The sequence below is a fragment of the Dyella choica genome (assembly GCF_003977665.1).
In the GTDB taxonomy this organism is placed as follows: Bacteria; Pseudomonadota; Gammaproteobacteria; order Xanthomonadales; family Rhodanobacteraceae; genus Dyella_B; species Dyella_B choica.
The window spans coordinates 53,731-66,644 of record NZ_RYYV01000004.1 but is presented as its reverse complement, the minus strand read 5'-3'; the positions used below and the strand labels follow the sequence as shown (position 1 = coordinate 66,644).

10 protein-coding genes are annotated in these 12,914 nt (G+C 60.7%); 7 read left to right on the top strand and 3 right to left on the bottom strand.

Going from position 1 to position 12,914, the window contains the following annotated elements:
* The first annotated feature begins 38 nt into the window (after positions 1-38).
* The 6 genes from EKH80_RS06485 to EKH80_RS06460 all read left to right on the top strand — a co-directional run bounded on the left by EKH80_RS06485 (position 39) and on the right by EKH80_RS06460 (position 5,672).
* Positions 39-419: a hypothetical protein gene (locus tag EKH80_RS06485; RefSeq protein ID WP_126683925.1), complete on the top strand. Its 381-nt coding sequence runs from the start codon at positions 39-41 to the stop codon at positions 417-419.
* A 71-nt stretch (positions 420-490) separates the two neighbouring features.
* On the top strand, positions 491-1,270 hold the full coding sequence (locus EKH80_RS06480) for a carbamoyltransferase N-terminal domain-containing protein (RefSeq protein WP_158628774.1): 780 nt from the start codon (positions 491-493) through the stop codon (positions 1,268-1,270).
* Positions 1,242-1,889: a DUF6445 family protein gene (locus EKH80_RS06475; RefSeq protein WP_126683923.1), complete on the top strand. Its 648-nt coding sequence runs from the start codon at positions 1,242-1,244 to the stop codon at positions 1,887-1,889. Before EKH80_RS06480 ends, EKH80_RS06475 begins: the two co-directional genes overlap by 29 nt.
* Positions 1,890-1,941: 52 nt before the next feature.
* A complete protein-coding gene (locus EKH80_RS06470; protein ID WP_126683922.1) occupies positions 1,942-2,676 on the top strand; it encodes a heme oxygenase-like domain-containing protein in 735 nt (244 codons plus the stop codon).
* Between the two features lie 39 nt (positions 2,677-2,715).
* On the top strand, positions 2,716-3,930 hold the full coding sequence (locus EKH80_RS06465) for a cytochrome P450 (RefSeq protein WP_126683921.1): 1,215 nt from the start codon (positions 2,716-2,718) through the stop codon (positions 3,928-3,930).
* A gap of 455 nt (positions 3,931-4,385) precedes the next feature.
* Positions 4,386-5,672, top strand: coding sequence for a glycoside hydrolase family 27 protein (locus EKH80_RS06460; protein WP_230473463.1), 1,287 nt, complete (start codon positions 4,386-4,388; stop codon positions 5,670-5,672).
* 162 nt (positions 5,673-5,834) lie between these two features.
* Here the strand turns inward: EKH80_RS06460 and EKH80_RS06455 are convergent, their stop codons facing one another.
* The 3 genes from EKH80_RS06455 to EKH80_RS06445 all read right to left on the bottom strand — a co-directional run bounded on the left by EKH80_RS06455 (position 5,835) and on the right by EKH80_RS06445 (position 9,712).
* Positions 5,835-6,704: a single stranded DNA-binding domain-containing protein gene (locus EKH80_RS06455; protein WP_126683920.1), complete on the bottom strand. Its 870-nt coding sequence runs from the start codon at positions 6,702-6,704 to the stop codon at positions 5,835-5,837.
* A gap of 48 nt (positions 6,705-6,752) precedes the next feature.
* Positions 6,753-7,424, bottom strand: coding sequence for a hypothetical protein (locus tag EKH80_RS06450; RefSeq protein WP_126683919.1), 672 nt, complete (start codon positions 7,422-7,424; stop codon positions 6,753-6,755).
* Positions 7,425-7,957: 533 nt separating this feature from the next.
* Positions 7,958-9,712: an aspartyl protease family protein gene (locus EKH80_RS06445; protein WP_230473462.1), complete on the bottom strand. Its 1,755-nt coding sequence runs from the start codon at positions 9,710-9,712 to the stop codon at positions 7,958-7,960.
* Between the two features lie 339 nt (positions 9,713-10,051).
* Between EKH80_RS06445 and EKH80_RS06440 the strand changes: the two genes are divergently transcribed.
* Positions 10,052-12,538 (top strand): hypothetical protein, encoded by a 2,487-nt coding sequence (locus EKH80_RS06440; RefSeq protein WP_126683918.1) that lies wholly within the window; start codon positions 10,052-10,054, stop codon positions 12,536-12,538.
* The last annotated feature ends 376 nt before the right edge of the window (positions 12,539-12,914 follow it).

Below are 12,914 nucleotides of genomic sequence, written 5' to 3'. Positions count from 1 at the left end.
GAAAGGCTGCTGCGTGGGTGTAGGCAGCCTCCCTTCAAATGAGCGAAGACGCGCGCGCCTTAACCCCACTACCGACGCCGACAACAGACACGTCGGCGCCGGTAGATCCTGCAGGCGCGCGCGCACCGGCCGAGGCCGCCGAAGAGCGCGCTGATCCTTCTTTCTCGCAACTGGAAAAGCTGCTGATGATGGTGGCATTCGATCCGGCATTTGCGGAACGTCTCATTGCCTATGGGGAAACCGCCAAGACACGCTATGCATTCGAATTCGAGGAAGGTGCTCTGCTCGACCAGCTGATGTCACACCACGGCGCGGGGATGCGGGCGATGCAAAACGTATTGCGCGCAACGATCGACACCTGCGAATGCCTCGCACGAGAGAATGCGAAGCTTGGAGGTCCGATACGCCGTGGCGTCTGACGAACGATGGAAACTTTTCGGGCCGAGCTGCGGAAGACACATCGACATGCCATCGAAATAGGGAAGAAACGGTGTACACACTTGGCGTCGCTCTCTCGCATCATCCATGTGCCTGCCTGCTGGGAGAGCGGGGCAGTCCGGTCTCGATCGAGGAGGCGCAGTTGAGCGGCCAGTGCGAGCAAGTATTGCCCGGCGACTACGGTTTGCACCCCATGAGCATGCCTGAGCGAAGCGTCGAATATTGTCTGTCGAGCGCTGGCATTGCCTACGTCGACGTCGACGTGATCGTGTTTTGCGACGCAAGCCCCGCAGCGAGTCGGTCGCGCAGACTGACCGTGGCGGACTGCGTGTTGCGGCTGCCGTGCTCGCCGCAATCGCGCATGCTGGTGGTGGACCCTGCATTGGCTCAGGCATATAGTGCTCTGCACGCATCCGGATACGATGAAGCCGCCATCCTCATTATCAGTGGAAGTGAAGGCGGCGCAGTCCGGTTGGGTGGCGCGCCGGGGGCGTTCGTCCCGCCCCTTGAGCGGGCGGATATTTTTCACGCCAGCGCGGGTGGCATCTGCAAGCTTGCACGGGTTTCGCGCGACCAGCTCGACCCATCGGGCGCGCGATCCTCGTTCGAGGAAACGATGTTGAGTTTGAGTGCGCTGGCGTTGGAGAAGACCGGTTGCACCTGTCTATGCCTGGCGGGCGATCCCGCACTGAATCAGGCGTTGTGCTCACGCATCCGCCATGCCTTGCCTGTAAGCGAAGTGTTCGTCCAACCTGCGGTCCACGACGGCACTGCGTTTGGTGCCGCACTATATGGGTGGCAATATGAGCAATCTTCGTCTTTGCATCATTGACAACTTCTATCCCGATCCGGACCTCGTACGGCGCTACGCGCTGTCGCTCCCCTTCAAGGAGATGGAATCGAGCCAGGAAAAAACGTACTACAAGGGTCAGCTTACCATGCCTCAACACGGCTTCAGCCAGGTGGGGCTCGAATTGATTGCAGACCAGTTGCGCAAGCTCATCTACTGGCATATGCCAACTGGGGAGTTTCGATTGATCTTCGAGCGAGAGCAGGACGATCCCGATCGCAAGACCTGGGTTCACTTCGATTCGATGGTGACGCGCTACGCGGCGATCGTCTACTTGAACGAGCCCAGCCAATGCGAAGGCGGCACGGCATTCTATCGCCATCGTGAGACAGGCTGGGATGATGTGCCTGACTTCGAATCTAGCGCTTGGCGCGAAGCGATGGCTCGCACCAACAAGACGCCGGAGACGTTGCTGAAAACGTTTGAGAAAGATGGCTTCGACATCGACAGCAAGTGGGACCAGCTGGCCGCCGTACCCATGCGCTTCAATCGATGCATCGTATTCGATAGCCGCCAATTCCATGCGCGACTGAGCGGATTCGGTCGAAGTTCGGATGATGGCAGGCTCACGCAGAATTTCTTCTTCAATGTCGCAACGTGAGAACTACGACAAACCAAATCCATCCACAAAATTCGAGGAAAAGCGAGTCATCATGAAAACGCCCGAATCAGTCCTCAAGTCTACGCGTCAAGCGATCGAGCAGCTGTTGAACGAAGAGGCGTCCACGTTCGGAGCCACCGTTCCACGCGCCAACCATCTCATCGACGAGAAAGAGAAGCTCGATATCAAATACTATCTGCGGCATCGCGTCGAAACTGTCCGCCGAATCCGAGCCACGGCAGCCACCGACGCGTTGGCGCTCGCCGCGATGGTGCAGGAGGACTACGAAGCGGCAAGGCGGTGGGCCGACTATGTCGAGACCGAAATGAACCATGACCGGCTCTATCTTGCCGATCTGAAGGCTCATGGCTTGTCCGAGACCGCGGTGCTCGGCACGCCGCCGATGCCTGCCACGACCGTGTTGATGCAATTGCTGATGCAACGAATCGCCGAGTTCGGCTCGCTTCCGGCTGTCGCGTACTCGCTGTACGTTGAATGGAATTCCTCGATCGCGTCACGCAAGGTGGTGGAACGTGCCGGCGCCGCGCTCTCCGAAGACCATGTCAAAGGCGCCCGCGCTCACACCGGCATAGACGACAAGGACGGACATTACGATGTGATGGTCGACATCGCGTGTTCGGTCATGCAGGCGCGCCGTTACCCGATGCAAATCCTGGAGGGCCTGATTCGGGAAATTGCCGCCGTATTTCGTGGTTATTTCCACGAACTACACCTCTATGCGGCGCCTGCTGCCAACGGGGATGCACGAGCGCGCCAGGCCGCGTGACCGTCAGCGCAGTCGCCTGCACGACCTGAGCGCGACACCATGCTGCGATTCGATCCACTCGCCGAAGCGCTGCACGAAGCGCCGTACGACTACTACGCGCGCTATCGAAACATTGCCCCGGTTCATTGGGGCAAGCCGGTCAATGCGGGTATCGAAGGCGGCTGGTACGTGCTGGGCAATGCCTTGACGCGTGCCATCCTGGCAGACAGCCGCTTTGGCCGCGAAAGCCATCGCAGCGCCGATCCGGGCCTGCTGCCGCCCGAATTGCAGGAGCTTTATCACCTCGTTGACCACTGGGTCATGTTTCGCGACCCCCCGTATCACACGACGTTGCGGTCGGCGCTGGCCGATGCATTTTCGCGTGATGCACTCCAGGTGATGCACGACCGATGCCGGGACATTGCCTGTGCCATGACGGCGCGGATCGAGCAGCGTGCGAGCCTCGACGTGATGGCTGACTATGCGATTCCCTATGTGCTCACCTGCCTGTGCCTGTTCGTTGGCGTTCCCGTGGAAGACGCGCCGTGGATACGGATGTGGGCAAAGCCGCTCGCGCAAGCGCTCGACGTCAAACGCTCCCCGGACGTCTACGCATGCGCCGCAGAGGCGGCGCGTACCCTGCGGGCGTACGTCGGTGCCCAGCTCAAGCTTGCAGGAGATCGCGACGCCAATACAGTGATCGCGCAGCTCGGCAATGCCATCTCGCTCGGCCGCTTGAGCCGACAGCAAGCCATCGATTCCATCATCCTGATTCTGGTTACGGGCCAGGAAACGAGCCGAAACCTGATCTGCAACGGCGTGCTCTCACTGCTGCGTCATCGGGACGCATTGGTCGAGCTTGCTGCGAACCCCGCCGAAAGGTCGGCTGCAGTGGTCGAAGAGACGCTTCGCTTCGAGTCGCCGGTCCATCTTGCGGGCCGCGTAGTTCGCGAGGACATCGAATGCGAAGGCTACCGCTTCTGCGCCGGCGACTCGGTAGTCTGCTGCCTCGCGGCGGCCAATCGCGACCCGCAGGACGTTGGCGATCCGGATCGATTCGATCCTTCCCGACCGAAGATCCGCCATGTCTCTTTCGGTGCGGGCATCCATACGTGCCTTGGTGTCGGTCTGGCGCGACATGAGGCGCGCGCCGCGTTCGAGTCGCTCGCGCCTGTGTTGTGCCGTGCCGAACTGGTCGACGAGCCTCCTGACTGGCGCCGCTCCGTGTTGTTTCGATCGCTGGAAACGCTATGCATCAGGTTGGGCGATCCATGATGGGGGAGGGCGGCGGACTATCGAGCGCCCGTGCCTGAAGCAAGCTCCTCCCCCTGCTTGCACCTGATTAGCGTTATGTCTCAGCTGGCGAACAACGGCTCCCTCCCCTACGTGTAGTAGGGGAGGGCTGGGGTGGGGTGAAGCAACCTCGCGTTGAACTCAAACACTGCCGCAAGCTCGTGAAACCCCACCCCGGCCCTCCCCTGCAAACAAGGGAGGGTGCCGTTTCCTAAACGTTGCTTCCCGATGGGAAACGTTCGGATGCCTCGGATTTTTCTCCTTATGCAGTTTTCCGCATGCCATGTGCTGCATTCCGCATGCCGCAAAAAAGCAATTTTCTGAGCGTCTCTTGTATGGTAGTAATGTATGACAAATACGCCGTGCATTTCGCGCCGTGCATTCGGAGACCATCGATAATGTTCCCATCAAATTCTGGCCACCGTTGGCGCCCATGGATGCTCAGCATGCTCGTGGTGCTGTCGCTCCTATTGGCGCCGGCTGTGCGAGTTTCGGCGCAGACGCCGCCGGGCAACGAGCCGGACAGCCAGAAGTTGTTCAACATGGAGATGGGGCCGAACCGTTCGATCTTCCGGGAGTCGCATGATCCGACGCGTACCGCCAACGGCCTGGCCAAGACGCCGCCGATGGGGTGGAACAGCTGGAACAAGTTCGGCTGCAACATCGACGAGAGAACCGTGCGTGCCGTCACGGACGCCATGCTGGCAAGCGGCATGCGCGATGCCGGTTATCAGTACGTTGTCATCGACGACTGCTGGCAGGGCAAGCGGGACGCCGATGGCAACATTCTGCCCGATCCTGCCAAGTTCCCCTCAGGCATCAAGGCACTGGCCGACTACGTCCACGCTAAAGGACTTAAGTTCGGCATCTATTCGGACGCGGGCAGCATGACCTGCGGCAGGCACCTTGGCAGCCAGGGCCACGAGTACCAGGACGCACTTGCCTACGCCCGCTGGGGTGTCGACTACTTGAAATACGACTGGTGCTACACCGGCACGCGCAACAGCGAGGAGGCCTACGCACTCATGGCCGATGCGCTGCGCTCCACCGGGCGTGACATCGTCTTCTCGATCTGCGACTGGGGCATCAGCCGGCCCACGATGGTGGACAAGTCCATGCCGTGGGAATGGGGCGAGAAGATCGGCAACCTGTGGCGTACCACTGAGGACATCTACGATGCCTGGGCGGGGCGCAAGGGCACCAGTCTGGGCATGGTCAACATCCTCGACCTCACCGAGCCGCTGTATGGCTACGCCGGTCCGGGGCACTGGAACGACCCGGACATGCTGGAAATCGGCAATGGCGGCATGAGCGACGACGAATACCGTGCGCAATTCAGCCTGTGGGCGATGATCGCTGCGCCCCTGATTGCCGGCAACGACATCGCCCAGATGAGCGATGCGACCCGCGCCACCCTGCTCAATCGCGAGGTGATTGCCGTCGATCAGGATGGCCTGGGTCGCGCGGGGCACCGCGTGCGCAAGGACGACGAGCTGGAAGTGTGGGCCAGGCCGCTGGCCGACGGCGGCCGGGCGGTGGTCCTGTTCAACCGTAGCGAACGGCCGGCGGACATCACGGCGAACTGGACCGACCTGGGTTTTCCGACCACCGTCGCGCTCAAGGTGCGTGACCTGTGGACACACAAGTCGCTGGGCAGCGTCACCGGTCATTTCACGGCGAAGGTGGCGCCGCATGGTGTTGTGATGGTGAAGCTGGGCCAGTGAGCGACATGGCATGGCAGCCCCAGCGCGACATGGCGAACGCTTAAGGAAGCTCTGATTTATTCAGAGCTTCCGCGGTGCAAGGATGCGCGTCTAAGAAATCCAGGACGGATTTTCTCAGGCCATCCTTAAGTTAGCGCCATTAACCGCACCATTCGTAGCGCGTCATGGCGATGCTTTGGCCGCTTCATTGGACAACCAGCGCAAGCGCGAGCGAGAAGTCGGGTCCATGACTACGCGTTCTGGCATGCCACGTAGCAGACCGGTTGCCGTCAGCGACTCTTCAGCCGATGTCAGGCGTGGCGCGAGCTGCTTGTCCAGCGTTGAGTCGTCTTTGACCACGCCCAGCCAGACGAGGAAAGGCCCGTCTGTCCGTATCGGCAATTGCGGGAAGTTGTTCGGCACATCAAGGGAAACCAGTACGCCGGCCGGATGAACGCCCGCGATCTCGTATTTGGCAAATGCCGCTTGAGCCTGTTTGGCAAAAACCTCTTCGCTGCCTTTTTTGATGGTAAAGATTTGCGCCACCACGACGCCATGCGCGCCGTCTTGTTCGGCTACGGGATCGACTGCCGGCAATACGGGGATGCTTTGCTCAGGCCGCAGCGGACGCATTAGCGAGACGTTGTCGCTATCTGGAAGGATAGCGTTCACCTTGCTCCTGTGCTCCTTCCACACAGGTCCGTAATAGAAAGCTGCACTGACGATCGGGCGCGCGCTGATATCCTTGAAGCCGCGTAGCCATGTGAAACGATTGGGATTGCCACGCTCCGTGAATTGGCCGAAAACGATTGCGCCCAACTGCTCGAAGGTTTCGGGAAAGAAAGCTTCGAAGAATTTGACGAAATGCGTTCGCTCACCGTTCGCCGTGACGTAACGACGAAACTCGACCACCTGGAAATCCTGCAGGTGCTTGACGCTGTTCAAGTCGATTGTAGTGGCTTCGTTGACGGGTTCGTGGGGTGTCTGTGCGAAAGCGCCCGGCGTAAGGGAAAGTGCGAGAAGGCCGAGCAGTAGGCGTGCGGTCTGCTTCATGGAACGTCCTTGGAATGGTGGCTTGCGATCAGATGGAGCACCGACGTATCAGCGGGTGAATTCCATGGTCCAATTGGTTTCCCAGGAGCGGCCACCGTCAGCCGAGAATGCTTGCTCCCAGTGGAGTTGGTTCTTGCTGACAACCTTCCAGATGAAGCGCACTGTGATGGGTTTTCCATTGAAAGTGTCCGGTCCCTCGAAGGTGCCGACGTTGCCGGAGAAAGCGCCATTGACGGGTGGTTGCAGAACGCCGGGATCGTTGTGGTTATCGACCCAGTACAAACTCCATTGCCGTGTTTGAGAATGATAGAAGTGCAAGCCAATGCCGACGTAATCCTTCCAGTGCTCGGTACGGTAGTGCTCTTCGTTGCCGATGCCGCCCGGTAGCGGCTGGAATTCGTCAGTGGCGTCGAATTCCACCCATTCATGGGAGCCAGTCAGACGCCCTTGCAAGTGACGGTTGTGCACGTGCCACTTGCCGTAGAGAAAGTCGAAGTCATGAGAGCCATCTTGTGCGCTGGCAACCGGGTTGTTGGCTGGCACTGCGGCTTCGGACGCATCGGAAGGATGGCTGGAAAGGAGCATCGACAGCATCAAGCCGGCCAAGCAGAAAGGAAGAAATCGGTTCGTCATGAAAAAAGTCCCGAGTCGGATAAATGAGGGCAAAGCGAGCGCTATCGCGTTCACCTGGCGCGACACGTTAGGCGGCAAATAGGACAACAGACGTCCTATATTTGGATCCGCTTGGCAGGTGCGGGGGGCGCCGGTGCTATCGAGGGTAGGGCGACGGTGTCAGTGAGTTCTGTTTTAGCCGTCCCAATGGGGATGACGAATCGGTTTCGCACTTGCCATGGAATCAGGCCTGCGCCTATTCAAGCGGCTCAAAAACGAGTTCAAGGCGAGATTGAACAAGCAGCCGGAAACGGCGCCCTCCGCCGTTTGCAGAGCCTGCCCGGGACTCCCCCTGCAAGCACCTGATTGGCGCTATGTCTCAGCTGGCGGGTATCTGCTCCCTCCCCTACGTGTAGTAGGGGGCCGTCCTTTCTTCTCTCCTCCTGCAAGCAGGAGGAGGTAGGGTGGGGCGAAGCAACCTCGCGGCGAACTCAAGCACTGCAGCAAGCTCGTGCAACCCCACCCTAGCCCTCCCCTGCAAGCAGGAGAGGGGGCCGCCCGTCGTGCAGCTGAGACTCGACGCTAATAAAGTGGGGGCGGGCGTAATTGAGGGCCGACGGGCCCCTTCACCTCGGCTTGCCCTATGGCGCAGTCGCGCCCAGCCCATACTTGACAGCGCGCGCCTCGATTTGCGGATCGATGGCATGTGCGGCGACCAGGTCGGCATGGCCTGCATCCGTCTGGCCTTGGCGGATTTTCGCCAGACCCAGGCCGTAGCGCGACCACGCAAATTGCGGCCGTTGCGCCAAGGCCTGCTCGTAGGCCTTGATGGAGTCGGGGTAATGTCCCAGTCGCAACTGCACCAGGCCCAGGCTGTCCAGATAGGTCGGGTTTTCTCCGTCACGCTTGATGGCCTTGCGGCAATCCTTCAAGGCCTCCTCAAGCATCTGGTTGCTCAGGCTGCGCGCCCAGCAGCGCTGGTTAAGGGCTGAGCCAAGCAGGGCGTCGTTGCTGTGCAAGCGAATCCAATCGTCCAGGTAGGGTAGGGCGCTCGTGGGTTGCTCGAGTTGAATGTACAGCGAGGCAATCCAACGCGCTTGCGTTGAGCCTGCAGAAACCAGCGTGTTCGCCGCTGTCACGTCGGCGGCGGCTCCCGTGCGGTCCTCGTGCGCAAGGCGAAGCTGTGCTCGCAGCAGCAAGGCATCAGCGTTCTTGGGCTCAAGGCCAAGGGACTTGTCCAGGTCGGAGAGCGCGGCAGCGGGCTGCTTCTGCGCCACTAACACCCTGGCGCGGACCGCGTAGTAGTCGGCTTGCCCGGGGGCCATGCGAATCGCCTCATCCAGGTCGGCCATGGCCGCTTTCGATTCGCCACGAGAAAGATGCGCCTGGCCACGCAATGCGTAATCGTTCGCGGTCTTGGGGCTGTCGCCAGCCGCAGCGCCAGCGTGGTCGTCATCGCCCGACGCTGTGGCAAACGTAAACACGCGCCCGCCGTTGTAGGTGAAATAAACTTTCTTCTGGCTGTTGGCGATGAACATGTGATGCGCAAGGATGAAGTCCACGCCCAGCAACATGTCTGTTTTGCCGTCGCCAATGCCTCCGTCAAGCACTTCCATCTGGCTGTGCTGGATAGTCTCCGTACCGACCGTAAACTTATCGACGGGTACGATCCAGGTCTTGACCAACTTGCTGCCAACGCCGTAGGTGGGCTTGCCCGGTTTTACCTCCGGCGCCTTCAGATCGATGCCTACGTGCTCGGCGGCATCGCGCGTGAGAAGGGTGAACGAAGCCCCCGAATCGAGCAGCGCACGCACCTTCTTGCCGTTGATGGTTACGGACAAAAAAGTACGCCGATCGCGCTCGCTATTAGCCGGCTCGATATCGGCTACGTCGTAGATGCCGGCCTTGGTCCAATACGCCATCGACACCTTATTGCAGTGATCCGCTTCAAACAGCGTCGCTTTGCCATTGGCCAGGTCCAGTTCCAGGTCGGCGGCGTCGAGCAGGTTGGCGCCCAGCAACCCGCGGCCGGTGTCGCTACCACCCACAAAAAAATCTATTTTGTGCAGCGTCGAATCGAGGACGCCAAATTCCTTGATATCGGTGTAGCTGGCATCCGAGGAACCGCCGATACCGCCGATGCGAACGCCAATCGGCAGGGCTCGTGTCCTCAAACTCAGCGACGTCGCGGCGGCCTTCGACATGGTGTTGTAAAAGGCCCCGGTATCCAGGGCAAGGCGCGTAGGGGTGCCGTTGATTTTCACCATGGTCGTGGCTTGCCCCCCAACCATTTCCACCGGCAAGGTGCCGTATTTCCCCAAATGGCAATCACTCCCCCAGGCGTGGCTTGCCAGCAAAACACCCACACCTGCACAGCAAAAGCGCAGCATCCTCATCGTTCCCCCTCCTTGATGGGGACATGCTCGCAGAATGCCTGCCGGGTCGTCGAGTGCCGGGTGGGACCTAAAGGAAATTGCATAGACGGCCACCGAGTCAGGTGGAGCAGCGCCAACGCGACGCCATTCCGGATGATCGTCCCCGTTCGTACGATGCGCACGGGGTAGACAAGGTCGTGTAGACCATTGTGGCTACGCGGCTCGAATGAGAACGCCAATGGAGCATGCTTGCCTCTATACTCGGTTGGCTTGCAGGTTCTGCCCGGCAATGCGTTCCAGCACGGGTTTTGCCTGCCGTAAACATGTTGTTTCGTGAAGGACCACTCAGGGGCGATAAGCATGACTACGACTTCCTCAACCCTGTCGATCGAGTCGGCGGTGAGTGACAGCGCACTTCAGGCCAACGAACCCAACTGGGATGCGATCATCGACCAGGCCGGCCCGGCCGGGCCGCTTGAGCGCGTGGTCAGGCCAGGTCAATGGTGGCAGGTCATTGTCGGAGTGCGCCTAAATCTGGCGCATGTCCTTCACCATGCGGCTACGGCATCGAAGGAGACTTTCAGTCATTATCGATTGCTGATATTTGCCGACACCGTGGATGTCCGGCACGACGTGCTCCATCCCATCGAATGCGAATGGCTCGATATGGTGGTGGTTCTCGCCCGGCGGCTGGAAACCAACGCGACGTTCCATCTACGCTCAGACAGCATCACCGTTCTCGGCTTCTATGCAGGGATGGTCACGACCGCTAGTTGCAAGGGGCAGTTGACCAAGCTGCTGACATGGGGCCCTGACAAACCGCATACGATCAGCCGAACGGACGACCTCACTGATCCCCTGACGCCCCAAGTGATCATGACGCACTATTTGGTCGAAGGCGAAGGCTATATACAGCTGCCGGCCACGCCGCTGCCGATGGACTTCTCCCTGATGCCGATGGCAGCGTGCCAGCCGTTGCTGGAGCGGATGCTGCTGGCTGCGCAGGAACTGGGGGCGCAGGGCAAGGGCGAACTTGGCCTTGAACTGTGCACGCGCCTGCAGGGGTTGTTGGCTCTGCTGCCAGACCGGGCCGAGTGGCAGCCGCTGGCATTGGCTGCGGCAAATCTGCGTGAGTTGCTGCAGCCGGTGCGCCTGTTTCCCGAACAGGTGCCGTATCTGAGCGCATCCTTCTATGGCGACCTGGCGCGGGAGCATGTGCCCACCCTGCAGGCCTATGCAGGCAGTTACGCGCGATTGGCCGACCGCACCTTCGAGCTTGAAGCGCGCAAGCAGGCGGCGCGGCGGGTGCTGGGCGAGAAGGGTGATGCTGGCGCGTTCCAGCAGTTGGTTGCCACACAGCTGGCCGAGAACCTGCGCCTGGCTACCGCCAACGTCAAACGTGCGCAGGACGCCATCGAGCCTCAGAGTGCGAACGTCCGACGTGCCGAAGCCGCTTTCAAGGCCGGCCTGGACGCGTGGAAGGCCGCCAAAGAGGCCGCCGCGGCGTGGGCGATTGTCGGCGCGGTGTTCACCTTTGTAGCCGGCGTGGGCTCGATGTTTGCCGGCAATGCCAGCGGTGCCGCCGGCGCGGCCAAGGCGGCGGCAGACGTGGCGAGCACGGCAGCCAAGCTGGCCGAGATCATGAAGAAGCTGGTCAAGGTCGGCCAGGCCATCGAGAAAATCGTGAAACTGTGCCTGGCCATCGTGGCGGCCGTCGACAAGATCGCCGATGCAGGCAAGTTCGCGCGTGACCTGTCCGCGATCAGTCGCGAGGCCCTGTCCGACGACGCCAAGAGTGCGCCTTCAGCCGCTGCCTATTGGGATCAGATGTGGGTCGAAGTGGAGACACAGCTCGCGCCCGCCATCAAGGAGGGTATCGACGGAGCGGAGGAGTACCTGAAGGAACTCAAGATCCTGGTGATCTATGGCCGTGCGCTCACCACCGCGCAGGCGGCCCTGCCGGCACTGATTCAGGAGCTTGCGCGCAACCGGCTGCAAGCCGAAATTGCCGCGCGGCAGCACGACGCGGTGGCAAGCGAGATCGCCAACTTGAAGCAACAGCAGATGTTGTCGACCCAGACCATGGTGCTGTTGTGGGGCAACTACCGCGCGATGCAGCGCTCGCTGCTGGTCGCGCTGTACCAGTTCGATGCCGCGTGGCGCTACTGGGCGTTGGACAGCACGATCGTCGCTCGCGATGACTATCGCGGCATCGCCGACCTGGCCGGCGACCTCAAGGCCATTGCCGACCTCAAGCAGATGCAGGCGCGCGCATTGGAAAGTTTCAGGCCGGCGCCGCAGGAGTATCGCCGTGCGGCATACACAGTGCCGCCTGCGCAGCGCCAGGCGCTGCTCGACGGCCAGCGCATTGGCTTGTGTCTGAGTTCCACAAACAGCCCGCTATCCGGCTGGGGCTTGACCAGCCGCGTACGCGTAACGGAAATCCACGTCTGGGTGGAATGGGCGCCGGGCAAGCGACCCAATCGTGGCGTCGTCGAGTTCACGTTGCGCACCGGTGGGGCGTACGACGACCGGCGCCTGGTGGGCCGGGAATCCAAACCCTTCCATTTCCATGGCGCGCCGGTAGATCTGACCTTCCGTTACGACCTGGCGGGCACGCCCGCCGACCAGCCGGGCGATGCGGTGCGCGTGCGCGCAGCCATCGCCGAGGAATTCCGCACGTCCTACAGCGAGCCTACGCTCTATGCCGACTGGATCATCTCGACGCCAAAGGTAGCCGAGGGTGATGGGGACACCGTGGACATCGGCAAGCTGAAGGCGGACGTCATCGGGATTCGGGTGGAGTTCTCGGGCACTTACATCAAGGATCCGGATCGGAAGTTGTGAGCCGGAGAGGTCGAGGCGAATTCATAACGCTCATGCACAACGGCGGGAAAGTGGCGATCTTTTTCGAAGCTTGGGCCGCCACAAGCGCCCTGCGTGCCTGCCGTTTTTGACAAGTTCTTCACGCAATCTCCGTGTAGCTTGGGCGGTGGGAATAAATGGCGGGAACAGGGAATAAGGGGAACATAGGTTTTCGCAGTCCATACGGTCCTGGCTCCGTTCTCGGCAGTCGGCGCATAGAGTGTGGATGACATCGCACCAAGAGCGCTGTCCTGCCACTTTTATGCTGTTCTTAATCGATGTCCGCAGTTATGCCGAAAAGGCTGCGAGCTGATACGAAAGTTGCATTGCATGAGGCGCTGGCCAATAGGCCATTCCA